This is a genomic window from Microbulbifer mixtoriginis (SeqCode), assembly GCF_052467515.1.
Window position 1 is genome coordinate 431,130 of record NZ_CP174314.1, and the last position, 24,390, is coordinate 455,519.

Annotated in this window: 23 protein-coding genes; 11 read left to right on the plus strand and 12 right to left on the minus strand. The window is 50.8% G+C overall.

Annotated elements, in window-relative coordinates; genetic code table 11:
- Positions 1-295: 295 nt before the first annotated feature.
- Together ACJJIT_RS01710 and ACJJIT_RS01715 are read right to left on the minus strand one after the other, a co-directional pair.
- A complete protein-coding gene (locus ACJJIT_RS01710; RefSeq protein WP_444899758.1) occupies positions 296-961 on the minus strand; it encodes a replication protein P in 666 nt (221 codons plus the stop codon).
- A complete protein-coding gene (locus ACJJIT_RS01715; RefSeq protein WP_444899759.1) occupies positions 873-2,204 on the minus strand; it encodes a DnaT-like ssDNA-binding domain-containing protein in 1,332 nt (443 codons plus the stop codon). The genes ACJJIT_RS01710 and ACJJIT_RS01715 overlap by 89 nt, the downstream gene beginning before the upstream one ends.
- 216 nt (positions 2,205-2,420) lie before the next feature.
- On the opposite strand from ACJJIT_RS01715, the gene ACJJIT_RS01720 reads away from it, so the two are divergent.
- The 4 genes from ACJJIT_RS01720 to gbpA all read left to right on the plus strand — a co-directional run bounded on the left by ACJJIT_RS01720 (position 2,421) and on the right by gbpA (position 8,298).
- Complete coding sequence (locus tag ACJJIT_RS01720; protein ID WP_444899760.1) at positions 2,421-4,664, plus strand: heavy metal translocating P-type ATPase; 2,244 nt, start codon at positions 2,421-2,423, stop codon at positions 4,662-4,664.
- Positions 4,664-5,032 (plus strand): cupredoxin domain-containing protein, encoded by a 369-nt coding sequence (locus tag ACJJIT_RS01725; RefSeq protein WP_444887260.1) that lies wholly within the window; start codon positions 4,664-4,666, stop codon positions 5,030-5,032. The genes ACJJIT_RS01720 and ACJJIT_RS01725 overlap by 1 nt, the downstream gene beginning before the upstream one ends.
- Positions 5,033-5,262: 230 nt before the next feature.
- The gene (locus ACJJIT_RS01730; RefSeq protein ID WP_444899761.1) at positions 5,263-6,102 is read left to right on the plus strand and encodes a DUF417 family protein; all 840 of its coding nucleotides are present in this window, start codon (positions 5,263-5,265) and stop codon (positions 6,100-6,102) included.
- 684 nt (positions 6,103-6,786) lie between these two features.
- Positions 6,787-8,298: an N-acetylglucosamine-binding protein GbpA gene (gbpA, locus tag ACJJIT_RS01735; RefSeq protein WP_444899762.1), complete on the plus strand. Its 1,512-nt coding sequence runs from the start codon at positions 6,787-6,789 to the stop codon at positions 8,296-8,298.
- 96 nt (positions 8,299-8,394) lie between these two features.
- Here gbpA and ACJJIT_RS01740 read toward each other — a convergent pair whose 3' ends face one another.
- The 3 genes from ACJJIT_RS01740 to ACJJIT_RS01750 all read right to left on the minus strand — a co-directional run bounded on the left by ACJJIT_RS01740 (position 8,395) and on the right by ACJJIT_RS01750 (position 10,205).
- Complete coding sequence (locus ACJJIT_RS01740; RefSeq protein WP_444899763.1) at positions 8,395-8,994, minus strand: macro domain-containing protein; 600 nt, start codon at positions 8,992-8,994, stop codon at positions 8,395-8,397.
- A gap of 32 nt (positions 8,995-9,026) precedes the next feature.
- Positions 9,027-9,452 (minus strand): N-acetyltransferase, encoded by a 426-nt coding sequence (locus ACJJIT_RS01745; RefSeq protein WP_444899764.1) that lies wholly within the window; start codon positions 9,450-9,452, stop codon positions 9,027-9,029.
- A gap of 141 nt (positions 9,453-9,593) precedes the next feature.
- Positions 9,594-10,205, minus strand: a complete 612-nt coding sequence (locus tag ACJJIT_RS01750; RefSeq protein WP_444887253.1) for a TetR/AcrR family transcriptional regulator — start codon at positions 10,203-10,205, stop codon at positions 9,594-9,596.
- 138 nt (positions 10,206-10,343) lie between these two features.
- Between ACJJIT_RS01750 and ACJJIT_RS01755 the strand changes: the two genes are divergently transcribed.
- The 3 genes from ACJJIT_RS01755 (at position 10,344) to ACJJIT_RS01765 (ending at position 13,820) form a co-directional block, all read left to right on the plus strand.
- Entirely contained in the window at positions 10,344-11,420 is a 1,077-nt protein-coding gene (locus ACJJIT_RS01755; protein ID WP_444899765.1) for an MBL fold metallo-hydrolase, read from the plus strand.
- Between the two features lie 211 nt (positions 11,421-11,631).
- Positions 11,632-12,426 carry an SDR family NAD(P)-dependent oxidoreductase gene (locus tag ACJJIT_RS01760; RefSeq protein ID WP_444899766.1) on the plus strand — a complete coding sequence of 265 codons (795 nt, stop codon included), beginning with the start codon at positions 11,632-11,634 and terminating at the stop codon, positions 12,424-12,426.
- Between the two features lie 554 nt (positions 12,427-12,980).
- A complete protein-coding gene (locus ACJJIT_RS01765) occupies positions 12,981-13,820 on the plus strand; it encodes an alpha/beta hydrolase (protein WP_444899767.1) in 840 nt (279 codons plus the stop codon).
- 172 nt (positions 13,821-13,992) lie between these two features.
- Here ACJJIT_RS01765 and ACJJIT_RS01770 read toward each other — a convergent pair whose 3' ends face one another.
- The 7 genes from ACJJIT_RS01770 to ACJJIT_RS01800 form a co-directional block, all read right to left on the minus strand.
- Entirely contained in the window at positions 13,993-14,712 is a 720-nt protein-coding gene (locus ACJJIT_RS01770) for a copper resistance protein B (protein WP_444899768.1), read from the minus strand.
- A gap of 483 nt (positions 14,713-15,195) precedes the next feature.
- A complete protein-coding gene (locus ACJJIT_RS01775) occupies positions 15,196-15,990 on the minus strand; it encodes a copper resistance protein B (RefSeq protein ID WP_444899769.1) in 795 nt (264 codons plus the stop codon).
- Complete coding sequence (locus ACJJIT_RS01780) at positions 15,987-17,735, minus strand: copper resistance system multicopper oxidase (protein ID WP_444899770.1); 1,749 nt, start codon at positions 17,733-17,735, stop codon at positions 15,987-15,989. Before ACJJIT_RS01780 ends, ACJJIT_RS01775 begins: the two co-directional genes overlap by 4 nt.
- A 9-nt stretch (positions 17,736-17,744) precedes the next feature.
- Complete coding sequence (locus ACJJIT_RS01785; protein ID WP_444899771.1) at positions 17,745-18,236, minus strand: DUF411 domain-containing protein; 492 nt, start codon at positions 18,234-18,236, stop codon at positions 17,745-17,747.
- Positions 18,237-18,351: 115 nt separating this feature from the next.
- Positions 18,352-18,690 (minus strand): hypothetical protein, encoded by a 339-nt coding sequence (locus ACJJIT_RS01790; RefSeq protein WP_444899772.1) that lies wholly within the window; start codon positions 18,688-18,690, stop codon positions 18,352-18,354.
- Between the two features lie 177 nt (positions 18,691-18,867).
- Positions 18,868-19,665 (minus strand): MBL fold metallo-hydrolase, encoded by a 798-nt coding sequence (locus ACJJIT_RS01795; protein WP_444899773.1) that lies wholly within the window; start codon positions 19,663-19,665, stop codon positions 18,868-18,870.
- A gap of 13 nt (positions 19,666-19,678) precedes the next feature.
- Positions 19,679-20,080 (minus strand): pseudoazurin, encoded by a 402-nt coding sequence (locus ACJJIT_RS01800; RefSeq protein ID WP_444887243.1) that lies wholly within the window; start codon positions 20,078-20,080, stop codon positions 19,679-19,681.
- A gap of 306 nt (positions 20,081-20,386) precedes the next feature.
- On the opposite strand from ACJJIT_RS01800, the gene radA reads away from it, so the two are divergent.
- Genes radA through ACJJIT_RS01820 form a run of 4 tightly spaced genes read left to right on the plus strand, consistent with a single transcriptional unit; the run spans position 20,387 to position 24,384 of the window.
- Entirely contained in the window at positions 20,387-21,781 is a 1,395-nt protein-coding gene (radA, locus tag ACJJIT_RS01805) for a DNA repair protein RadA (RefSeq protein WP_444899774.1), read from the plus strand.
- A 5-nt stretch (positions 21,782-21,786) separates the two neighbouring features.
- Positions 21,787-22,614 (plus strand): ABC transporter substrate-binding protein, encoded by an 828-nt coding sequence (locus tag ACJJIT_RS01810; RefSeq protein ID WP_444899775.1) that lies wholly within the window; start codon positions 21,787-21,789, stop codon positions 22,612-22,614.
- Entirely contained in the window at positions 22,604-23,593 is a 990-nt protein-coding gene (locus ACJJIT_RS01815; protein WP_252083381.1) for a FecCD family ABC transporter permease, read from the plus strand. Before ACJJIT_RS01810 ends, ACJJIT_RS01815 begins: the two co-directional genes overlap by 11 nt.
- Before the next feature lie 2 nt (positions 23,594-23,595).
- Positions 23,596-24,384: an ABC transporter ATP-binding protein gene (locus tag ACJJIT_RS01820; protein WP_444899776.1), complete on the plus strand. Its 789-nt coding sequence runs from the start codon at positions 23,596-23,598 to the stop codon at positions 24,382-24,384.
- Positions 24,385-24,390 lie beyond the last annotated feature (6 nt).

Here is a 24,390-nt window from a genome sequence, read left to right on the forward strand (position 1 = left end):
TGATTTCTATTCCAAACGCATTTCTGCGCTAATGTCTCCCAAAAAACATAATAAATCAATCTGCCACTTCTAAATGGTTCCATGGTGCATACCAGAGGCTGATAGAGCAATAAATCTACAATTCTTTGAGTTTAAGAGGCGTTCTATCTTTTTGCGGAGGCTCGATAAAAAGAGTGATCAAGGTGATCTAAATCTTTCAGTAGATTCGGTCATATTTTTTGAGAGTATGTGGGGAAATAGGAATGTTGGAGGGGGAGGACGCTAAGGGTATTCCCTAGCGCCGGATGAAGAAGATTTAAATACCTAACTCAGCCCGAAGGGCTGCCATCTTTTGCGCATTTTCTTCTTTGGAGAGTGGAGTACCGGGGTCTTCTTCCAGCTTTAACTGTTCCGGGGCACCGAGTTTTTCTCCTTCCAGTACGCGCGTACAAAGCTTGCGGTAGTGCTCTGCAAATACCGGGTAGGCGATAGATTCTGGGTTGTTGGAGAGAAAATACCAGTTGGATTCACGCCCAGCATGGTAAACCGCTGGGTGACTCCAATTGTGATTGGTTTTGGGGCTGGGCGCATTGCAGGCTTCGCGGTAGGCGGCGCGGGCTTCTGGCAGGCCGTTTTCGCCGGCGGCACAGAGCTGCAGCATTTTGTGAACTGTGGGCAGGTATTCGCTCTGCAGTATCGCGCGCTTTGCGCCCTGCATAATATCCTGGGCTTCAAAAGCGGCCAGCGCTTCGAGCCACAGGCGTTTTGCGTGATGCAGGGTTTCGGTATCTGGAAATGCGGCACTGAACTGGTTGTGGTAATTCAGTTTAAACAACGCGAAGACTTCGTTAATCGCGCGCTTTTTTTCGTTCAGTAGTTCCTGATCTTGCGCATTACCAGTTTGTGTCTGTGAGTATGTCGCCGATTGAGCGGTCGCGGGTGCGCTGGTTTGCGCTGTTGTGGGCGTCTTGTGGATTGCCATAAGAGTTTCCTATTGCCAACTTGTTGCGCTCTGCCCATTGATGGCGAGCGTGACGCACAAATACGGCGTCCCAGCTTTTGCGCGCGGCGTTTTGGCCGCGCCAGTAAATAATAAATTCCGGCACCAGTGATAGGGCGAAGTCACGCTCTATCTCGCACTGGTTCACCAGATGGCTCAGGCAGTCGCCGCCGGGCTGCCAGTTGCGCGCTATGGGTTTGGCTACCGGGTTTTTCTCAATACCCTGGCAGTAGTAGGCCCATTCCTCGCGAGCGTACTCAATAAACAGCTCGCCCCAGCGCGCGCTGTGGCCACCGCGCTCTGTCCACTTGTAAATAAATTCCGGCAGCAGTTCGGCGGCAAAGCGCGGGTTGATTGCCAGGCGCTGTAGCTGTTCCCAGGTATGTTCACTGGGTTGCCAGTCGCGCGTCATGGCAGTGGGTTTGCGCTTTTCAATAAATGGAGTTTCTTGTTTCTCCCAGTCTTCCATGATCCAGTCATTGAATTCCAGATCCCAGGAAATGGATTGCTTGCCGCTGGAACGGTGATAGTCGAGGAAGCGCTGTAGGCCGCGGCTGACAAATGTACTGGGTACCCCCTCGTCGGCCAGTTTGCGCAGGGTGTCGTTGTTCGGTTGCCAGTTATCCGGCAGGGCCTGCTTGCGTTGGGCAGTAGCGCGAAAGGCTTCCCATTTGCTCTTTACCTGGCGCAGGAACAGTGAGCCAAAGGAGTGGCGTGGCTCGGCCCGTTCGCGCCAGTAGGTGACAAACTCCGGTAACTGCTCCCGCACAAAGTGTTCCGGGATACCGAGCTGGCCGATGCGCGCCATAGTTTCGGCATCTGGCTGCCAGCTGGGGGCAATGGTGTTGGCATTGCGGTTGGCTGGTGCCGGGGCGCGGCTCGGTTCCGGGGTTTGAGCCAGGGCTGTAGGGCGGCGGTGTTCACTGGGCAGGGTGAATTTGAGGACTTCACTGCTACCGAAAGGGGCTGCGCCCAGCATCAGGGCGCCCTGATTGCGCAGGCTGGTGGCTACCCGCTGGATATCTGCTGCCTGCCAGAACGGCAGAAGCAGATAGAGTTGCTCGCCGGTGGCGGTAAACCAGTCCCGCCCAGCGTAGGGCTCTGCGGGCAGGAAAGGTATCAGGTCGCCCAGGGCGGTGAGCAATACCGCTTCCTCCAGGCCAACAGTTGAGGCCAGAGTTGGGGAGATACTCAGGGGTCTTTCGGGGAGCAGGGGGTGTTTCATGGCGCGATAATAACACTCCGGCGTGGGGCTTGCGCGGCCTTTACAGTGGCTCTTTATGGCCTGCTTTTGCCAGGGCAAGGCGCGCCAGTCCAGCCGCTAAGCTGAATAATGGCGGCCCGAAAATAGGGCAGGGTAAATTGTGGCTGTAACCCGTTGCCTTACCCCTGGGGTAAGGTTGTAACTTTGTCGCCAGAAACGGTATTGAGGGAGAGCATTATGGCGAGAGAACAGCAAGCAGCGCAGACACTATTCCGCCTCAGTGGCGTGAGCTGTGCCGGCTGTGTGAATAAGATTGAAAGCGCCGTGCAGGGTGTTGCGGGGGTGCAGGATGCCCGCATAAACCTGGCCGATAAAACCCTTAAGGTGCAGGGCGCGGCGGCGCCGCAAAGTTGCATCGAGGCGGTGCGCCAGGCGGGTTATGACGCCGAGGTGGCCAAGAGTAGCGAGCGCCAACGGCGCGAAGAGCAGCGCGCCCAAGAAGAGCGCCACTATCACCAGTTGCTGTGGCGCTCCGCTATTGCCCTGGGTGTGGGCCTGCCGTTGATGGCCTGGGGCCTGATCACCGATAAGATGTCCGTCAACAGCTTCGCAGATCAGCTGGCTTGGGGCGCCATGGGGCTTATTACCCTGGCAATTCTGGTGTTCTGTGGTGGTCAATTTTTCAGTGGGGCCTGGAAAGCGCTACGCCACCACAGCGCTACTATGGATACCCTGGTGGCCCTGGGTACCGGTACGGCCTGGCTTTTTTCCATGTTGGTGGTGCTGGTGCCCCACCTGCTGCCGGAAGCGGCGCGCCATGTGTACTTTGAGGCCAGCGCTATGATTATCGGCCTGATCAGCCTGGGCCAGGCACTGGAAGTGCGGGCTCGCGGGCGCACCAGTGCGGCGGTGGAGAAACTGTTGGAGCTGCAGGACACTTCGGCGCGGGTTCTTCGCGACGGTAAAGAAGTGGATCTGCCGATTGAGCAGGTTCAGGCCGGTGACCAGTTGCGCGTGCGCCCCGGAGAAAAGATCCCGGTGGATGGCGTGGTGCTGGAGGGTGGTAGCCTGGTGGATGAATCCATGCTCACCGGCGAGCCGGTGCCGGTGAAGAAAGGCGAGGGGGACAATCTGGCTGCTGGCACCCTGAACAAGAACGGCAGCTTGCTGTTCCGGGCGGAAAAAGTGGGGGCGGACACCCGCCTGGCACAAATTATTGAGATGGTCAAAAACGCCCAGGGCTCACGGGTGCCCATTGCGCGCCTGGCAGACAAAATCTCGGCCATTTTTGTGCCGGTGGTGATGATCATCGCTGTGGCGGCGGCATTGGTCTGGTTCAACCTGGGACCGGATCCGCGCGCCGCCCATATGCTGGTGGTTCTTACCTCGGTGCTGATTATTGCCTGCCCCTGCGCCCTGGGGCTGGCTACGCCCATGTCGGTGATGGTGGGCGTGGGTAAGGGTGCGGAGTACGGTGTGCTGGTGCGCAACGGCAAGGCGTTGCAGCAGTCCTGCAATCTGGATGTGCTGGTTGTGGATAAGACCGGCACGCTCACCGAGGGCTCACCACGCCTCACCGATATCGAGAGCGAAGGCGATAGCGATGAGTTACTGCGTTTGCTGGCGAGCCTGGAACAGGGCTCGGAGCATCCGCTGGCTGAGGCGGTTGTGACTGCGGCCCATGAGAAAAAGCTTGATCTACAAAAGCCCAGTGATTTCGAAGCCATTACCGCACATGGGGTGATGGGGGTTATTTCCGGTAAAAAGATACTGCTCGGTAACAGTAAGTTAATGCAGCGGGAAAATATTCCCCTGGGTGACTGGAAGGCCCGCGCCAACAATCTGGCGGAGGCAGGGCGTACGGTGATGTATGCGGCAGTGGATGGTGTACTGCAGGGAATTATCGCTGTGGCTGATCCGATTCGGGATGATGCCGCAGCGGCCATAGCCCGTTTGCGTAAGTTGGGCTTACGCCTGGAGATGCTGACTGGTGATAACCAAGCCAGTGCCGAGGCCGTTGCCCGCCATCTTAAAATCGATAAAGTGCACGCTGAGTTATTGCCGGAAGACAAAGAGCGCATAGTGGCGCAACTGCAGAAAGACGGTGCGCGTGTGGGCATGGTGGGAGATGGTATCAATGATGCCCCAGCACTGGCTCGCGCCGATGTGGGCTTTGCGATCGGCGCCGGTACCGATGTCGCTATCGAAAGTGCCGATGTCACCCTGATGCGTTCCTCCCTACATGGAGTCGCCAATGCGGTGGAATTATCGCGGGCGACTCTCGGCAATATCAAACAGAACCTTTTTGGAGCCTTTATTTATAACACCCTAGGTATACCCATCGCCGCAGGGGTACTATTTCCGCTCACCGGCATGTTGCTGAGCCCGATCGTAGCAGGTGCCGCTATGGCACTTTCCTCGCTCACCGTGGTGAGCAATGCCAACCGCCTACGCTTCTTTAAGCCCTCGGAGGTGCACTAATGATTGCGACCTTGGTAAATACGATCGGAGTACTGCTAATTATTGCCATCATCTGGTGGTTCTGGCTGGGCCCAAGGCGCGGTGCGGCAAAGACGGTGGCGGTCAGTGAACAACTGCAAATACTGGTCAAAGATGGGGTTTATGAGCCGGATCATATTCGCCTGCCTTCGGGTCATGCCGCCACCCTGCATTTTTTACGGGAAGATCCCAGCCCCTGCTCCGAGTGGGTGATTTTCCCCGATCTCGAAATCAGTGCTGAGCTAGCGCTCAATAAAGAAACCACGGTAGAAATCCCTGCGGCCAAACCGGGAAAATATCCCTTTAGCTGCCAGATGCAGATGTATCGTGGGACGCTTACCCTGGAATAAAGTGAACTCAACCGGCAGAGGTCAGTTTATTTTCTGCGAACAAGTCAATTAAGGTGTAATTTTTTCCAGTCAGGACCGACAACATTAATAGGCCTTCAGGCACTTCCTTCAAAGCTAACCCGACTTAGAACACTTAATGGGTCATAGGAACATAGGGAAGTGCCCGGAGGAGACAGAGGGGAAGCCACTAGGTTTTCCAGAAGTGCTATTTACGATTTGGTCCCTAAATAATGAACACCTTTTTGCAAAAAACTTCTAGGGCCCTGCTGGGCCTTTCATTTACATTGATTGCTGCTGCCTTGTTTCTTGGCCAGAATGGGGGCCTGGCCTCCATTTTCGGATTTTATGGCGTTAATAGTGAGGCGGGCTTGCACATCGTTAGAATAGCCGTAGCACTACTCTTTGCGGTAGCTGCGGTTTTAGCCCTGCTATCACTGTTAAAACCACAATATATTCGCCCCCTGGCACTCCTGATTATATGTATATCCTTGGTCCCTTTGTTAAGTCTCTTCGGAAGTGCGCATTGGATCGATAGCCTCGGTGGGTTTCCCGCTATTGGCTCCGGGCAGGGCGTGATCAAGTACCTTGCCCTCACCGCGATGGGTCTGACACTGTTGAGCTGTAGTGCTTGTCAGTCAATGCGCTATATCTGGCTGAACTATTTACCAGTGGGGTTGGTTCTGTTGTGGATTGGCGGAATGAAGTTCACTGCAATAGAAGCCCAGGGTATTGAGGGCCTGGTGAGTAGTTCACCCTTGATGGCATGGCTGTATAGTGTCTTCAATATACAACAGGCCTCCAATCTGATTGGCATCTATGACTTGATCGCTCTGATCATTCTGGCTTTGGGGTTAGTCATCCGGCCCCTGTTTTGGCCGGGAATACTGCTCTGTGGTGCGGTGTTTGTGACAACTCAGACTTTTTTATTCAGCTATCCCGGAAGCTGGCAAAGCCCTGGAGTTTTGGCCTCTAGCGGCATATTTATTATTAAAGATCTTTGGTTTATTGCCAATCTGCTAATAATGATCGATATCCGTAAACATCTAAGTCACTCAGTTATCGTTAAGTAACATATTTGCGCCTAATCTTAGATATTGAGGTTTAAATAATGGTATTTTTATATTTTGGAGCATAAATGACTTCTTTGGCAGTTGGGCCTTGAGGGTTTCATTTCCTTCTGCCCCTGCCTCTAAGTAGACCTTTTATGGCGGCATAACATATGGATGATTTAATCTTTTTGCCCTTTAGCCAGTTTTTAGAAGACTCGTCTACTGAGTTAATATGTCTAGGTAACACAGGGATGTGTAGCTTTATGACTACTAAATAAAAATGAGGTGTTTATTGGTCTTCTAGTCTTGATTATTTTTTTAAGAATAATTCCTAATTTTTAGTCATATATTCAGAGAGATTTTCTTGCTGTCTAGGTAGTTACTTCCCGTTGTCTATCTGTCTAGATCTTTCTAAATATTTAAATGTGGTTTTTATTTTTCTTTTGTCAGGACAGCAAACTTAAATAGAAATTTCCTTACATGAATAATTTATTCCTTTCTTAAAATGGCAGCATGGCTTTTGGTGACAATTTTTCACTATGTTTGCATAATTGCGAAATTATTTGGAACCGTATCTAAAGGTCAAAGTCCATTAACCTGACAATAACGCCTCACAAGTATTTCTTAAATAAAGCGATGTTTACTTGGTCGGGCAAAAATAAGGAAGTAAATAAACCCAGGAAGGAAATCGCACATGCATAAATAATGGCTGTTGATATGACTTTACGAATGAAAAAAGCGGTTTCGTCACTGAAGAAACCTGCATTAAACAAAACTCTATTGGCGATGATTCTGGTGGGGGTCAGCTCTAATACAATTGGCCATGGCTACGTGGAAGAATATGGTGGAGGTGTGGCATCTGCGCGGGGTACTTTATGTAAATACCCTCTAGCCTCTACAGGTCAAAAAAACATAAATTGTGGAGCCGTTCAATGGGAGCCGCAAAGTGTTGAAGGGCCCGAAGGGTTTCCAGAGAGTGGCCCTGCTGATGGCATGATCGCTAGTGCCGGTAGTAATGTATGGTCACCATTAAATGAACAAACTGCTGACCGCTGGCTGAAAACCCCCATAACTGCTGGTAAACAAACTTTTAAGTGGCACTTTACCGCGAATCACGTAGCTCGTGACTGGAAATATTATATTACCAAACCGGATTGGAACCCCAATCAACCATTATCCCGAGCTTCATTTGATTTAAATCCATTCTGTACTATTGATGGAAATAATCAAAAGCCACCCATTGATATGCATCACGAATGCGTGGTGCCTGAGCGAGATGGGTACCAAGTTATCCTTGCTGTGTGGGATGTGGCTGATACAGCCGCGGCCTTTTACAATGTTATCGACGTAGAATTTGATGGCGATGGCATACCCGAATCAGAATGGAATCAAGGTGGAACAATTAATCCCACACAAAACTTAAAAGTTGGCGATAAAGTTTCCACACGTGTTTATAGTAGCAGTAATGAAGAGCCAGCTTATGCAACAGTGCTGGAAATTGCTACTGATGAGCAGGGTATGGCTAATAACTGGGCACATGGCCTTGCAACCAAAATCAATCAAGAACAGACCAGTATTCGCGCAGGCCAGTTTAATGGCGAAGATCAATTTAGCCCTGTCTTTGGCTCAAACCCAATATATTTACAGGATGGCAGCGGCTTAGAGCGTGTTGAAATTCATTATGAAATCAATAGTCCAACACCAGATTATGATTTAAATGTGTCAGGACTTGAGGATATGTACACAATATCTGATGATCCACTCTCACTACAGCTTGCTCTCACCGCAAAAGGAAATATCAGGGCTGAGCTAAAAGTCTTGAACCATGCTCGTGAAACACTGGCTAATTATGAAGTCAATATGAGTGACGGTCAGAGATTAGATAGGACTTTGACACTTTCAAAGTCTGAACCTGGCCATCATATGCTCGTTATTGTAACAAAAGATATTGATGGAAATTTGATTGATCAAACTACACAAGATTTCCACTTGATGGAAGACGAAACTTCTCCACCGCCAGCAGGTGACTACGACTTTGTTTTCCCAGAAGGCCTAAAATCCTATACGGCAGGAACTAAAGTAATGGGCAGTGATGGGAATATTTATCAATGTAAGCCATTCCCTAATTCTGGCTACTGTGTCCAGTGGAGCAGAAGTGCAAACCAGTATGAACCTGGCAGAGGTAGCTACTGGCAGATGGCCTGGGAAAAATTATAAATCCAACTAACCAAACAAGGCCCCACTAGGGGCCTTTTTGTATTTTACGATGTGCTTTACTTACGTTGAGCTACTCCAATAGGGCACTGGCTCTATTTAGTATGTGATTTGCAGTTTTCTATGGGTTTCATGAATTTCTTTAAAGCTGGGAATTCTAGGAGGTTTGGATAAGTAATTGTAGGCTGCTCGCATATGGCCAGCACAACGCCTAGCCGGTAAATTCCCAATGCCAGTGCCCAAGCCTGGGCAAACTATGGAGTTTATCTTCTTCGTGGGGCCTGACTTATTGAATAGTTTTACTGAGTTTAAAATGGCCCTGAAAGCATAGTAGGCATTCATGGTATTTGATATGTCCTCAGGAATACGCATAGTGGGGGCAGAAATCATGTAAGGCCAATTGGCATTCGAGGTTGAAATCACTATTGCTGATCCAATGGGCAGCTCACCATGAAAATCAGATTTAATTCGCTTTTGTAACTGATCTTCCACCTCAAACCCTAATTCATTTCTAATCGACAGGTCGAGGCCTCCATCCATAATTCCAAAACTGTTTGCTGGGCTTACCATTGCATCGGCAGGTTTTGAGAAATAATCACCCTCAATAATTTCAAAAATCTCAATATCACTAAAAACCTGATGCCATGCTTGAGTCAGCTCTTTTGATTTGTCGATTAAATATATCTTGTCAGGGAGCATTGTCTTTTACTTATATTTTGGGGGTAGGCACTTTATATCTTTGTGCTCATCAAGCACTCAATATGTCCCGTATGATTATCTACTTGCTCTTTTTGTGAGTGAAAGCCTTGAGATAGGTAAAACTGATAGCTATTAACATTCTCTTTGTAAACCGTTAGGTTTAACGGGTTTCTCTGTGATTTAGCGTGTGCTATAAGCCGTTTCCCAATGCCCTGGCCTTGGAATTCTGGATCCACAAAAAGCGCGGCTAAAGTATTGTCAGCTAGAGAGTAAAAGCCATATATCTTTGAGTGTATATCATAGATATAGGTTTCTGAGTTTGGTATATAGATATCGCGCATATTATCTATTTGAGACTCCCAGAAGTCAGCTGCGATAAAATTGTGTGCCCTAATGGAGGCTTTTAGCCAAATATTTATGATGGGCTCTATGTCGATTGGGTTGTAGCTTCTAATCATTGTCAGTATATATCCTGAGCCATTAAACCTAGGCTCAATAGCCTAAGGGAAGATTAATACGATATTGACATACCTGATTCATTTTTGCAGTTGAGTTTCCTGGGGAATCCTGATTGCTATTTAGAGCTGCCAATCAGAGTATTAAACCTGATAATGACTCAAAAACATCTCCGCAGTACGCTCCGCCAGTGCGGCTTGTTCGGTTGAGCTAGGCGGGCCGGAGAGTTGTAACATTTGTGGCCAAAAACAGCTTCCCTTAATTAAGTTGTGTATCTGCCCGCTGGCGATTTCTGGGTCCAGTGGCTTCAGTCGGCCATCGGCTGCGGCGGCTTTAATCCAGCGTTGTACGCCGGTTTCATGGGCTTTGTATTTTTCCATTTCCTGACGCAGGGCTTCCGGCTGGTGGAAGAAGTAGTCGAAGGCCATACGGTTTAGTTCAATATACTGCGGGTTGCAGATAGTTTTAATTTCCAGCGCCAAAAGCGTGTGTAGTTGAGCATAAAGGTCGCTATCCGGGTTGTAGTCACAGCCTGGGGACTGGGTTGCCTGCTGCCAGAGCTCGCCAATCAAAAACATTACCAAGGCTTCCTTGCTGGCAAAGTGGTTATATACCGTGCGCTTGGACACCTGGGCACGGGCTGCCAGCTCATCCATACTGGTTCCCTGAACGCCCAGTTCCTGAAAGGCCTGCTTAGCGGCATCAATAATGGCCTGGCGCTTAATTTCGCTTCTGGTCGGCTTCTTTTCACTCATGTGACTCTCGATATCTCTGCTTGCGCCAGGAAAGCTACCTGGCGGGAAATTAATCTAAGTGATTAATTTTACACTAACTGGTTTACTTTTTCTTCTATCAACAATAAACTGCACTGTATAGTTTACTTGGTGGCATCTATGAAGAAGCGCTGGTGGTTATTACTAGGAGTGATAGGTATGTCCGTTGGTCTATTTAATAGCTGTGCTACACAGCCGCAAAAGTTTCAAAACACGGAGACCGTTTATAAAGCGGGGCTGGGTAAGATGGTGGACATCATTGCAGCCTATGCCCGTGCTGACAGGGTGGCACCGGTACCTAGAGTACCTCTTCCCCTACAGATGATCACAAAGGAAGTACTCACAACTAATGAGGGTCAGCCAACGATCTATCGCCTGGGGCACTCATCCGTTTTGATCCATCTTGATGGGGAGTTTGTGCTTACTGACCCGGTATTCAGCGAGAGGGCTTCACCAGTACAGTGGATGGGGCCGAAACGTTTCCATCCGCTACCTTTGTCTCTACAAGATCTGCCGGCGTTAAAAGCCGTAATAATCAGTCATGATCACTACGATCACCTGGATAAAACCAGCGTGCGCACCCTGGATAAGAAAGTTGAACGCTTTATTGTTCCTACAGGGGTAGGCGATTATTTACGGGGATGGGGAGTCGCTTCAGGCAAGATTATCGAACTGGCCTGGTGGCAGTCCTTTTCAATAGGGAGTCTGCAATTTACGGCCACTCCGGCGCAACATTTTTCCGGGCGCGGCCTAACTGATAGGGATAAAACTTTGTGGGCCAGCTGGGTAATTGCAGGGCGCGAGGCACGAATCTTCTTTAGCGGTGATAGTGGTTATTTCGGTGGCTTTCGGGAAATCGGGGAGCGCTTCGGGCCCTTTGATCTAACCCTGATAGAAACCGGTGCTTACAACGATCTGTGGAGTGAAGTCCATATGCTACCGGAGGAGAGCGTGCAGGCTCATTTGGATTTGCGTGGCCGTGCCATGGTTCCTATCCACAACAGTACCTTTGATCTTGCCCTGCACGATTGGTTTGAACCCCTAGAGCGCGCGTCAGTGGCCGCAGAAGCTCATGGGGCAACAGTTCTTACGCCTGTTATCGGTGTTCCGGTGAATGTGCGTACGCCCGCCCCGACACAGGCCTGGTGGAGGAAGTTTACTGTAGAGGAACAGGTTGAGCTGGCTACTCAACCATAAAGACGGTCTTGCCAACTCAGTTGAGTATCTTTCGAGAGGGAAATGCAGATGGATAAACAATTTATATTGATAACCGGAGCTTCGTTGGATATGGGCAAGGGCTCTGCCTGAGCACTGGCTATAAAGGATTTTGTCTGCACACCTGCCCGATGTCGGGATCGAATGGGCGACCTAAATAAATAGGATTTGAGTTGTATTGGGATAGTAGTAAATGAAATCAAAGACTGTTTTAGTTACGGGAGCTTCTTCGGGAATCGGCGAAGCATTTGCGTATGAATGTGCTAAAAGGGGTGCAAACCTAATTTTGGTTGCTCGATCTGAAGACTCCTTATCGAATATCGCAACAAAAATTAATGAATTATACCCAGTAGATACAAGCTTTATTCCTATGGATTTAAGCGTAGAAGGATCTGCGCAAAAGCTCTTTGATAAAACTAAAGAGATGGGTATTGAAGTTGACATTCTCATTAATAACGCAGGTTTTGGCAAGTGGGGAGGCTTTGAAAGCTTCACTCTTGAAACCTATAGGGATATGTTGCAGCTCAATATTAACACCCTTACAGAGCTGTGTTACTTATTTCTACCAGAGATGAGACTTAAAAAAACAGGCGGTATCATTAATGTTGCCTCTGGAGCAGCCCTGATGCCGGTACCTTATGCTGGAGTCTACTCTGCATCCAAAAGTTACGTACTGAATTTTTCGGAAGCTCTGCACAATGAACTACAAGGAACCGGTGTAACAGTAACCTGCCTTTGCCCCGGTGGAACCAAGACAAATTTTGCCGAGGTGGCGAATAATCAAGTCAAGGTGGATGAAAGTATCTACGAAACTGCTGAGTATGTTGCTCAAGTAGGGTTAGAAGGATTCTTGTCTCAAAAAAGTTATGTATTGTCAGGTAAGCAAAAGTGGGCTCTGGTTTTATTTTCTCGACTTCTGAGTCGAGCGCAACTGCTGCGCCTATCGGGGAAAGTATTTAAGCGTATTGTAAGTAATGAAAAGACATAAAATTTCACTGTTTTACTAGAGCTGGATTATCCACTTGGCCTTGCTGTGGGCCTTATTGATAATCTGGAAGGGTTGTATTCCTGCTGACTCTGGAGAGTCAGAATACTGGGTTGCCGCTGAGTGGTATTTTTACGCTTCAGTTAGTAAAGGTTGCCTAAATTTCCGGGGTTAAAATGGTGATTCAATATTTTCTTGTAGCTAGTAACCGTAGTTTTGGGTATTGGATTTAGGCTATTTGAGAATCGGGTGTGTCGCCATATTCAACGCGTAGGGTAAAGATTAGAGTGGATCCTGGGTAAGTTGTCTCAAAAGATACAATGATGTCTTATTTTGCAAAGTTGTAGGATGTTGTGTTGGTTTATCTTTACTTAAAGCTATGAAAGGCTACACTCCGCGATTTTTTTGTTTTTAAATAAATGTGAGTTTTATGCCTATCTATTTACATGGCTATTAATTTTTGTGTCTAAGTTGACATTATGGTTTGCTCTGAATTAAAAACTGGGGTGTCGCTGATTGCATTGGTGATAGTAATTTCATTCAGCTAGGGAAAGTTTATGCGAATATTATTGTCAACGGTTGTTTTTATACTTGTCGTTTCTGTGGGGGCGGTGTCTGCAGGAACTGCCGAGCCAGTCTCTTTTACTCGTGGCGAAATATTGTCTTTTTATTACCAGTCAGACCTCTTGGCGCGTCAGTATCAAATTGATGTTCTATTGCCAAAAGAATACGATCCGGAGAACGATACCGTTAAATATCCAGTTGTTTATATGGTGGATGGTTATCTCGATTTTCCAATGATGGCTCCAAATTTCTTCAAGCAGAGTGTAACAGGAAAGATTCCGGCTTTTATTTTTGTAGGTATTGATTATGTTGATGATAGTTTGGGGAAGTTACGGCGTCTCGATTTGACGCCAACTGCTGTGGAGATGGATGGGGAAGTTCAGGGGGGTGGTGCGAATCAGTTTCTTGAGTTTATTAACAAAGAGTTAAAGCCCTTTATTAACAATACGTTCCCTGCTGATCAACAGGATCAGACCTTTATGGGGCATTCTTTAGGGGGATTGTTTGCTCTTCATATTTTGTTTAATCAGCCAGATAGCTTTCATCGTTACATCATAGCAAGCCCTAGTGTCTGGTGGGATGATAAAGTGATTTTTGCCGAGGAACGAATTTATGCAGAAAATAATATAGATATGGAGAAGCATATGTTCATGTTTGTCGGTAAGGAAGAAGGATTTATGGTGAAGGATATGAAGCAATTTGTGCGCAGGTTAGAGTCGCGCAATTATCCTAGCCTTAAATTGTCGAAAAAGGTATTTAAGGGGGAGAATCACCTAACGGTTCCAGTGGTGGGTTACAATATCGGAATTAGGGAAATATTTAAAGAAGATTAACGCTTTAGTTGCACGGTTGATCTTTTTTGGCGCCTCTGTGAGTTGTTCTTATTATCCTGTTTGATGTTGGGCAATTAAAGATTTAAGGTTCATAGGATGAAGAGGATAGCTTTTCAGAGGTGCCGCTATTATTAATAGTACCAATTTTAGCTAAGGGAGAATTAGTTTTGGTTTATAACCAAGCTCGAAATCCCAGAACCCACACTGTGTCGTATACTTTTTCTCCCTCCTCGCGTTCAAAATCTGCAGTTCTTCCGATATTGCGATATTGATGTATGCCAATATATGGGGAGAATTTTGGATGAAATTCATAGCGTAAGCGTATGCCAATTTCTATTTCAGATAGACCAGACCCTCCGTCTGCACTTTTGTCATTTTGCCCAAAAAAATCAAATTCTGCACGGGGTGCTAAACTGAACTTTTCTGAGAGTTTAAATGTATAAACCCCTTCTATGCGAAGGGCCGTGCTGCCGCTTCTACCAAGGAAAAATACAGCGTCCATTTCAAATGAGTAGGGGGTCTCGCCAATAATACCAATTGCAAACCAATTGCGGCTGGTATTCTCCAGGTAAAAATCATGACGAATTCCTGCGAGAATATTCCAATTAGCAGAAACTGCGTGGCTGTAAATGCCCCATAGCTCATTCTCCTCCGTCTCCCCGTTGGAGCGCTCGTAGTCTACTTCTGCGGATAGCTTGCTTTGGTCTGTACCATAGCTGATGTCCCCCTCAATGGTGGCTCCGTTATTACCTTGTAATTCAAATTGATCAAGGCTGAACTTGGCGATGGGTTTGTCTTCTCCTAGGGTTGCATCATTGTTACTTCCAGATGTGGAGTGATACTGAAGGCCATGATGTAAATCCTCTTGGGATTGTCCTTCGATAGCCAGCATCCCCATTAGTAAGGAAATAGTAATCGCTGGAGTTATTGATATTTTACGTAGAAGAATTTCACTTGCGTATCGTCTGGACTCCCGTTTACCCCATATAGGCTTGGTGCGACCTATGAGGTTCAATGAGGAGAAATCTTGCTGCAGATATGGTGAGTGAATAAAGTGTAGAGCTGAAGTGTTTATGTACGACACTTTTTGCCCTTTCTATACCATTTCTTCCTGATGTAATAATTTCATACATTTAATAGAAGTTGTTTCTGTATTCTGCCATTTTACAAAGTTTTGAGTTTGCTTGTTGTAAGGAATATTTACCAGTATAAGCATATTGCCTTTCTAATCTTTCAAATTTGATAAAATCTCTCTATTAATGAATCCTAAGAAAAAGTGTGAATTACGACTGTAAGCCAAGAGAAATTCTGGTTTCCTGCTGCATTTACTTGGCGGATAGTTTGCTGTGAACAGAATTTTTTAACGAACCGGGAGCTAAAACCAGGCGCGAAAACCGACAACCCACACGGTGCTATACACCTTTTCCCCTTCTTCACGGGCAAAATCTGCGGCATTGCCCACAACTCGTTCATGGTGAACGCCGACATAGGGGGAAAATTTAGGGTGAATTTCGTAGAGTAGACGCAATCCTATTTCTATTTGAGACAATCCGCTGCCACTGCCAGCGATTTCATCATTTTGGCCAAAGAAATTCAGCTCCAGGCGCGGAATAAGGCTCACTTTTTCTGCGAGCTTTGCATCATATTCCCCTTCCAGGCGAAAAGCTGTACTGCCGTTCCTTCCCAGAAATAGCACTGCATCCATTTCTAATGAGTAAGGGGTTTCTCCAACCAGCCCAATCGCCAGCCAATTGCGGCTGGTAGTTTCCCGCTGTAGGTCGTGTCGGAAGCCGGCGAGGAAATTCCAATCTTTGGAAATGGACCGGCTGTAGACCAGCCATCGCTCATTTTTTTCCGTTTCTCCTCCTCCCCGCTCAAAGTCTACTTCCAGCACTACTTTATTGACGTCATCTCCATAACTGAAATCGCCTTCGATTGCCGCGCCGTTCATACCGCGCCGTTCGAATTGGTCAAGGCTGAGTTTGGCTACCGGCTTGTCCCCCTCCCCGGCCATACCATTGTCCTCTCCAGCGACTGATTCTTCTGAGGGGGCTTGGAAGCTGTGGTGCTGGTCTTCCCGATTTTGCGCTTTAGCTGCTTGAAAACTTAGTTGCAAGCACAGGGTAACAATTATTATCACTGTCGCTTTGGTACAGAGAGTGCGCCTCATACCACGCGCACCTCTCGGAAAATACCGTATGTGCGATAAAGCATTTGGCAGTGTAATGCCCAGCGCCCCCGGGTATCGGCATTTACCAGGTAACTGATCTTGGCACCGGGCTGCACCATCACCGTGTGCTTGCGAGGTAGATACTCTCCGTCACCAGTTTCCAACTCACTCCATAAACCGTGCAGGTGCATGGGCTGGGTGAGTAGGGTGTCGTTCACCAGAGTGATACGTAGACGCTCGCCATAAGCCAATAATATTGGTGTGGCGTTTTTATATTTAACACCGTCAATGGACCATAGGTAACGAGCTGGATTACCGGTGAGATGTAGTTGTAGTTCTCGCTGCGGTTGGCGTTGGTCTAATGATGGTGTGAGACTGCGAAGATCTCTGTAGGTTAGGATGCGGCGGTTGTAGCGTTGCTGGTGTTCACGGAGTCCAACACCGGGATCATCCATTCCATTTTGGGGAGCGAGCGCGCGCAGGGCTACGCCATGGCCTTTTTCTGTTGGCTGGTGGATGATGGGGCTATGGCTTCCCAGGCCAGCGGGGGCCAGTTTGGCATTGCCTTCTTCTGCAGTGGACTGTCTATCAGCAGCTCTAGCACCACTGGCACGGATGAATCCCATATCGCGCTTATCGAGAATAGGGATTGGATCCATGGGGGGAACTTCGGCAGAAAGACTCTGAGCGGGCGTTAAGGTACCGCGAGCGTAACCGCCGCGATCGATCGCCTGGGCAAAAAGGGTGTAGGCTCTGTCGCCACTGGGCCTAACTACCACATCGTAGGTTTCCCCAGTACCTAGGCGGAATTCATCCATTCTCACCGGCTGAATATTCTGGCCATCAGCAGTCACCACGGTCATATCCAGACCGGGAATGCGTAGGTCGAAGATTGTCATGGCAGAGGCGTTGATAAAACGCAGCCGTACTATCTCACCGGGGGCAAATAGGGCAGTCCAATTGTCTTCCGGAGTTTGTCCATTGATCAGGTAGCTGTAGGTGTAGCCTGTGACATCAGACACATCTCGATCAGACATGCCTGCGAAGTTCCATGGGTGTCGTTCACGCCAGGTTTGCTCTATGCCTTTCGCGCGTACATCTCGCCAGAGATCTGTGGTGGTGCGGTGGCGGCGCCGGTTGTAATAGTGGCCATCTTTCTTCAGGTTTGAATAAATCCGCTGGGGAGATTCATCGCTCCAATCGGAGAGCAACACTACATAATCCCGGTCATAGGTCACCGGGTCTCCCCCAGCTGGATCGATGACGATAGCTCCGTAGAGTCCCTGCTGCCTCTGGAAGCCGGAGTGACTGTGATACCAGTAAGTTCCGCTTTGTGTGACTTTAAAGCGGTATCGAAAATTTTCCCCGGGCCTAATACCGGAGAAATTGAGCCCTGGTACACCATTCATAGGATTGGGCACCCTGATGCCATACCAGTGAATCGAAGTGTTTTTATCTAATTGGTTGAGGACATTGAGAGTGACAGTTTGCCCCTCGTGCCAGTGCAGGATTGGGCCGGGAATAGAACCGTTAACTGAAATTGCGTTGCGGGGTTGTCCGGTCAGGTTGACTGTCCTTTGGTCTACCTGCAGGGAGAAATTCTCGCCAGTTAAAGTCGTGGGAGGGGGGACTCGCGCCCTGGCGGGGGTAGGGGAGCCGGGCAGGCCCAGCAGGGCCATGCCGGCGCTGATTCCGGTTACAAAGGTGCGGCGCGAAACCGAGCCGCACCGCGGAGGTTTTGTCATCGACAGTCCTCAGAACTGTTCTCCGGCCGCGTTGATTTCTGCATAAACCACGCTGCTGCCGTCCTTGTTTAACTGCATTACCTGGTAGGGGGTGAAGCGATCGCCCATCTCCATGCCAGGGCTTCCGAGAGGCATACCGGGCACAGCCAGCCCCAGCGCACCCTTAGGCGGACTTTGCAAAAATTGCTGAATCAGCTTGGCTGGCACATGCCCTTCGAAAACATAGCCTTCCTTGGACACACTGGTGTGGCAAGACTGGTAGCGGGGTTCGATTCCGTGCTGGTTTTTGACGCCGTTGAGGTCATCGACATCCTTTGCCACCACTTCGAAGCCGCTGTTGCGAGCGTGGTCCACCCAAACTTTGCAGCAGCCACAGGTAGCGGATTTATAGGTAGTTAGGTTCTGCGCTTGAGATTCTTTGGGCTCGGTGGGTTCGGCACAAGCACTGAGAGCTAATGTAGTAACAAGCGCGGCAATTGCGGCTAAAAAAGATCGGTACATGGAATTACTCCTGTCATTCATATCAACTGACCCACCACATCGTCAGTGCAGCATAGGTGCAGCTAGTGGCGGGCAAAAAAGATTTATTGGCGAAGTTTATTGCTGGAGCCGAGGCTCAGGTGGCAATAGGAGGCCGCAGGGCGCTTTCCGGGTCGGGGGAAGGTTTAAATACTGTGTAAGCTGTTGCCAGGGAAATTGGCCGCGAAAAATTCGGGATATTGGCGGAGATTACGGCGAGGCTATTGCTCAATCCCGGGCAGCAGCCGCATTCGATACCACAGTCACCGCGGTGCTCACTGTGGCAATCATCGGCTTTATCCGCTTCGCAGTGGCCCTGTTCGCTGCTTTCCATGCTCAGCATATCTACAGGTTCCGCACAGGGCACGGCCGATGCTAGGCCGGCGAAGGCCAACAGCAGTATCAGCAACAAGGTGCGAAGGTAGGCAATATACATAAAGCAGCCCAGGAGAAGTATGCCGGTCAGTGTATGTGTGGGCAGCAGGGGGCGCAAGCACAGCGAGAGATTGGAGGAGGTTAAGGGAAAGCGTCCCGCTCTCCCTTGGTTTTATGCCTGTATTGATTCGGAGCCTACAGGGTTATCGCTTGTAAAGACTATCCTTTAGACAGGTCTTTAGGGTTTCCTCAGAGGCAAGCGATAGTCCTGATGTCGCAGCAGATCGGGTCCACATTCCAACCGCTCCAACCAGCTCAGGAAGCCCTCCTTAACTTCTTCAGAGGAAAAATACCCGCCGTGTTGAGGCACAATCATGGCCGGATTCAGTTCTCGCACCATTTTCACCCACAGACGACAGGCCCAGTTGCCTCCCATATAACGCTGGTGGAAACCTTCCATGGATGGAATATGCGCATCAAAATCGATGACTTCGCCCTCCTCTCCACCGAGAGAGGCGCCCACATCACCGGAAAACAGGATGCGGCTAACCGGATCGTAGAAACTGAAGTTGCCGCAGGAGTGCATAAAGTGTGCGGGCAGGGCCCAGATTTCGCTGTCGGCAAAAGGCAGCACCTCGCCCTTGTCGCTGATGGGAATGATACGGTCCTGCCAACGTTCACTACCGGCACGCGAGGCGACAAAGCCGGATACTAGGTGGGGCAGGAAGCGCGACCACAGTTTGGATACCGCTACCTTGCAGCGCGAGTGCAGCATCCAGCGTGGCAGTGAGGCAATGATGTCCGGGTCCTGGTGCGAGGCAAGGATATATTCCAGATCGCTCAGGTTCAGGTGGCGGCTGAGTTCAATGGTTAGGGGTGTGTAGGTGAGATCACCGCCGGGATCAATTAGCGCACCTTGGGTGCCGCGGCGAATCACAAACTGGTTGGCCTGCACTCCATCGCTGCCATTCTGTTCTTTAACCAGATCGCAGAAACGCGCAACCAGGTGAGGGCCTTGCTCAAATAAAATGTCCACGCCGCGGCCTCTCTTATTTAATTAGGTCAAGGTACTGGCTGAGGCGCTCCTTGTTGACGGCGATACGTTCACTCATTCCTTGAGCGTGTTTCTTGGCATCTTCCAGGTTGCCGGCCTGGCCTACCTGAATTACACCGACCATGCCCAAGGGCAGGTGCGGATCGCACTGGTACAGGTAAACGCCTTCCCTATTCAAGGTCACACTGACTTTCTCGCCCATGCCGCCATTCCAACTGTCGCCATCGGCTGGGGAGAGTACGGAACGGCTGTTGTGTGCCATATCGGTGGGCAGGAAGGTGACAGTATCGCCCACTGCAACGTTTAGGAACGCGGGTTCGAAAGTCATCATGCCGTCCTTGCCCTGGTTCAGCATCTTAACTTCGTGATCTGCTGCCAGGGCGGACGTCGAGGCCATGACGAGTGCGAGAAGCGCACTGCGAAGAGTAATAGACGACATATTTACTTCCTGTTTTGAGTAGTCGGTGATGTTGTAATGACTCTGCCTATAGGAGGAGGCGAGACGCGCCGGATATTAGCCCGGTGAAAATACGAAGAATTGATCTAGATCAATCGCGCAGATCCCAGAGAAAGTGGGAAAAAGTGCCAATACACCACTTGGGTAAAGGAGAGTCATATCTGTCTGTTAAGCGCTGCCCTCTGAAGGGAGATAAGGGGTAAACTGTGCGCCAATTTGACTGGGTGACACTTTGGGGGAGTAACCTTGGCTGCTAAACGCAAAACTGCCTATGTGTGCAATGAATGTGGCGCTGACTATACAAAGTGGGCGGGGCAGTGCAGTGCTTGTGGTGCCTGGAACAGCCTCTCTGAAGTGCGTTTGGGGCCGGAGCACAAAGACAGCCGCGCGGCTAATTTCACCGATGCCCAGAGTGGCTATGCCGGCGCCGCCGGTGCTGGCAAGGTGCAGAAGCTCTCGGAAATCGACCTGAGTGAGCTGCCGCGTATTCCCACTTCCGCCTCGGAACTGGATCGAGTGCTGGGAGGTGGTTTGGTGCCGGGTTCGGTGGTGCTGATCGGCGGTCATCCTGGGGCCGGTAAATCCACGGTATTGCTACAGACTCTGTGCCACCTCGCTACTTCAATGCCGGCGCTGTATATCACCGGTGAAGAATCTCTTCAGCAGGTGGCTATGCGCGCCAAACGCCTGGGCCTGCCCACTGATTCCCTGCAGCTCCTCAGTGAAACTGATGTGGAGCGCATCTGCCTGGCGGCAAAAGAAGTCAATCCACGCTTGATGGTGGTGGACTCTATCCAGGTGATGCATATGAGCGATGTGCAGTCCGCTCCGGGCTCGGTGGCCCAGGTGCGTGAGAGTGCTGCTTACCTGACCCGCTTCGCCAAGCAGACTGGTACTGCGCTGATTTTAGTGGGCCATGTCACCAAAGACGGCAGTTTGGCAGGCCCCAAGGTGCTGGAACATATTATTGATTGCTCCATATTGCTCGAAGGTACTCACGACTCTCGCTTCCGCACCCTGCGTGCCCATAAAAACCGCTTTGGAGCGGTGAATGAGCTGGGGGTATTTGCCATGACCGAGCAGGGCCTTAAAGAAGTTTCTAATCCCTCCGCTATTTTCCTGCAGCGCGCCGAGGAGATCGCCGCGGGATCGGTGGTGACTTCCGTGTGGGAGGGCACCCGTCCGCTGCTGGTGGAACTGCAGGCACTGGTGGATGACAGCAGCCTCGGTAATCCGCGCCGGGTAGCGGTGGGCCTCGACCAGAACCGCCTGAATATGCTGCTGGCGGTGCTGCACCGCCATGGCGGCGTCTTGGTCGGCGATCAGGATGTGTTTATCAATGTGGTAGGCGGCGTCAAGGTAATGGAAACCAGTGCCGACCTGACTCTTTTGCTGGCAGTTGTTTCCAGCTTTCGCAATCGGGTGTTGCCGCGGGATCTGGTGGTCTTCGGTGAGGTGGGACTTTCCGGTGAGATCCGCCCCGTGCCCTCGGGCCAGGAGCGCCTGCGCGAAGCCGCTAAGCACGGTTTTCGCAAAGCGATAGTGCCCGCCGCCAATCGCCTGAAAAACGATATCGAGGGTATGGAAATGCACTCGGTAAAAACCCTGGCGGAAGCCCTCGCCGTGATCGACATGAGCTGAGTCGGATGAGTACCCGCACGTCCAGGCGTAATCTTCTCTGCTGGCAACTATTACTCGGTGCAGTGTTCATTCTGGCCGCGAAAGTCCAGGCCTATGAGCGCATTGCTTCGTTGAACCTGTGTCTGGACCAAGTACTGCTGAACTGGGCACAACCTGCGGATATTGCCTCCCTGACTTGGCTGTCCGCCGCCGAACAGTATCGCTCCCTGCCGATTCCCGAACACGTTCAGCTCAATCGCGCCCGCGCCGAGGAGCTGCTGCCATTAAAGCCAGATCTGGTGCTTGCCGGGCAGTACGGTGCCCAGCGTGCGGCTGAGCGGCTGCAGGCACTGGGTATGAATGTGGTGACCATCCCCGATGCCTACAGTCTGGAGCAGTTGCAACAACAACTCGGTGCTTTGCAAGCCGTACTGGGCCCGCTTCCTCCGCTGCAAGAGCAGAAACGCGCGTTGGCACAACTACTCGATCAGCCCGCTGCTAAACAGCGCGCCAGTGCGGTGATTCTCTCTGCCAATAACATCACTTACGGCAGCGGCATGCTGGAGCACCAGTTGCTGCAGCGCGCCGGTTTTGACAATCTCGCCACCACTCAGGGACTGGCACGGATCAGCCTGGAAGAGGTGATTGCTCTGCAACCGGATTTGTTGGTGTTCTATGGCAGCGAGCAGCATTTCGCACTGGCTTACCTGGCCGCGCGCCACCCGGTACTTCAGCGCTATATCGATAGCGGCCGCACCTATACCCTGCCGAAGCAGCTGAGCCTGTGCCCGGTACTGGCAGTGGTGGATACACTGCAACAGCTGATGGATAAGAGGGAAGCGTTTGTACAATAAAAACGCGGTTTTGTTATTACTGGCGGCCCTGCCGCTGGCCCTGCTCGGGGCACTGGGCAGTGGCCCGGTTTCGGTGGACCTTTCCAATGCGCTGGCTGAGGGCTGGAGTGGCCAGAGCAGCGATGCGGTGATTCTGTGGCAATTGCGACTGCCCCGTGCCCTGTTGGCAATACTGGTGGGCGCTGCCTTGGGAATGGGCGGCGCCGCCATGCAGGGGATGTTGCGTAACCCTCTGGCGGAGCCGGCGCTGCTCGGTGTTTCCAGCGGTGCGGCTTTGGCGGCGGTACTGTTTCTCTATTACGGCGCGGCCTGGAAATCCGGTTGGTTGTTGCAGGCTCTGGCTATTGGTGGTGCCTTTAGCGCGGCGGCGGCGGTGTGGTTGTTGGCGGGGCGCGGCGCCAGTGCCGGACGGCTGGTGTTGGCGGGGGTGGCCATTAACGCTTTCCTATCGGCACTGATTGCACTGGCGCTTAACTATGCGCCGAGCATGTTCGCCATGCAGGAGGTGGTGTTCTGGTTGATGGGCTCGCTGGCCAATCGCGGCTGGGACCAACTGTTTTTGGCATTGCCCTTTTTAGCCGTGGGGGTGCTGTGCCTGTTTTTCACACGCAATTATTTGCGCGCGCTGGCCTTGGGTGAAGACAGTGCGGCTTCCTTGGGTTTCCAGAGCCGCGCCTATCCCTTTCTTATTTTGCTGGGCATCGCCAGTGCCGTGGGTGGTGCCGTGGCAGTAGCTGGCACCATCGGTTTTGTCGGATTGGTGGTGCCGCACCTGGTGCGCCCTCTGGTGCGCCAGGACCCCGCCCGTTTACTGTGGATCAGCGCTTTAGCTGGAGCGCTGCTGTTGCTGCTGGCAGACATTCTGGTGATTAATTTTGTCGGCGCGCAGGAGCTGCGCATTGGCGCGGTCACCGCTTTTATCGGTGCACCTTTTTTCTTCTGGCTGATTTTGACGGCGCGCAGGGGGCAGTGGTTGTGAATATGGCTAGTGAGAAAACTATTGAGGCCGCCTGCGTTGCGCTGGAATTGCAGCGAGGGCGCAAGAGTGTCCTGCAGGGAATCCATTGTGCTTTTAAGCCCTTCGAGCTGACCGCCGTGGTGGGCCCCAACGGCGCCGGCAAGAGCAGCCTGTTGCAGTGTTTATCGGGCGTCTTGTCCCCCGATGCGGGTCATGTTGAGCTGAATGGTCTCGATGCGGGGCAATTGCCGGCATCCCAGCGTGCGAGGCTGGGGGCTTTCCTACCGCAGTCGGAAACTCCGGCCTGGTCTCTCAGTGCGGCGGATATGGTGGCCCTGGGTTTACTGCCTTGGGGACGCCTGCCAGATCGCGAGCAGAGAATTCAACAGGCGTTGTTATTGGTCGATGCGCAGGAGTTTGCCCAGCGCCCGGTCACTCAATTATCCGGTGGCGAGCTGCGCCGCGTGCAATTGGCCCGCCTGTTAGTGGGGCGGGCACCGCTGCTGATCGCCGATGAACCCACTGCGGCGTTGGATATCCGTCACCAACTTCAGCTGATGCAGAACTTCCGCAGCCTGGCCGACAGTGGCAAAAACGTGGTGTTGGCACTGCACGACCTCAGCCTGGCGGCGCGCTTTTGCGATCGGATTCTCTTGATGCTGGATGGAGAATTGTTAGCTCAGGGAACACCGCAACAGGTACTGACTCCGACGTTGATTGGCGAAGCCTACGGGGTGAGTTGTGAATTCCGTTGGCGCGACGGCATCGCAGACTTTGTACCACTGGATTTGCTGCGAAAATCCAGTGGCTAGAAATTC

Coding starts and splice junctions, on each gene's coding strand:
- ACJJIT_RS01765 (WP_444899767.1), top strand. CDS start 12,981: ATGCGAATATTATTGTCAACGGTTGTTTTTATACTTGTCGTTTCTGTG.
- ACJJIT_RS01710 (WP_444899758.1), bottom strand. CDS start 961: ATGGCAATCCACAAGACGCCCACAACAGCGCAAACCAGCGCACCCGCG.
- ACJJIT_RS01785 (WP_444899771.1), bottom strand. CDS start 18,236: ATGTACCGATCTTTTTTAGCCGCAATTGCCGCGCTTGTTACTACATTA.
- ACJJIT_RS01750 (WP_444887253.1), bottom strand. CDS start 10,205: ATGAGTGAAAAGAAGCCGACCAGAAGCGAAATTAAGCGCCAGGCCATT.
- ACJJIT_RS01745 (WP_444899764.1), bottom strand. CDS start 9,452: ATGATTAGAAGCTACAACCCAATCGACATAGAGCCCATCATAAATATT.
- ACJJIT_RS01720 (WP_444899760.1), top strand. CDS start 2,421: ATGGCGAGAGAACAGCAAGCAGCGCAGACACTATTCCGCCTCAGTGGC.
- ACJJIT_RS01725 (WP_444887260.1), top strand. CDS start 4,664: ATGATTGCGACCTTGGTAAATACGATCGGAGTACTGCTAATTATTGCC.
- ACJJIT_RS01810 (WP_444899775.1), top strand. CDS start 21,787: ATGAGTACCCGCACGTCCAGGCGTAATCTTCTCTGCTGGCAACTATTA.
- ACJJIT_RS01775 (WP_444899769.1), bottom strand. CDS start 15,990: ATGAGGCGCACTCTCTGTACCAAAGCGACAGTGATAATAATTGTTACC.
- ACJJIT_RS01770 (WP_444899768.1), bottom strand. CDS start 14,712: ATGCTGGCTATCGAAGGACAATCCCAAGAGGATTTACATCATGGCCTT.
- ACJJIT_RS01730 (WP_444899761.1), top strand. CDS start 5,263: ATGAACACCTTTTTGCAAAAAACTTCTAGGGCCCTGCTGGGCCTTTCA.
- ACJJIT_RS01740 (WP_444899763.1), bottom strand. CDS start 8,994: ATGCTCCCTGACAAGATATATTTAATCGACAAATCAAAAGAGCTGACT.
- ACJJIT_RS01760 (WP_444899766.1), top strand. CDS start 11,632: ATGAAATCAAAGACTGTTTTAGTTACGGGAGCTTCTTCGGGAATCGGC.
- ACJJIT_RS01755 (WP_444899765.1), top strand. CDS start 10,344: ATGAAGAAGCGCTGGTGGTTATTACTAGGAGTGATAGGTATGTCCGTT.
- gbpA (WP_444899762.1), top strand. CDS start 6,787: ATGGCTGTTGATATGACTTTACGAATGAAAAAAGCGGTTTCGTCACTG.
- ACJJIT_RS01800 (WP_444887243.1), bottom strand. CDS start 20,080: ATGGCCTCGACGTCCGCCCTGGCAGCAGATCACGAAGTTAAGATGCTG.
- ACJJIT_RS01790 (WP_444899772.1), bottom strand. CDS start 18,690: ATGTATATTGCCTACCTTCGCACCTTGTTGCTGATACTGCTGTTGGCC.
- ACJJIT_RS01780 (WP_444899770.1), bottom strand. CDS start 17,735: ATGACAAAACCTCCGCGGTGCGGCTCGGTTTCGCGCCGCACCTTTGTA.
- ACJJIT_RS01820 (WP_444899776.1), top strand. CDS start 23,596: ATGGCTAGTGAGAAAACTATTGAGGCCGCCTGCGTTGCGCTGGAATTG.
- ACJJIT_RS01715 (WP_444899759.1), bottom strand. CDS start 2,204: ATGAAACACCCCCTGCTCCCCGAAAGACCCCTGAGTATCTCCCCAACT.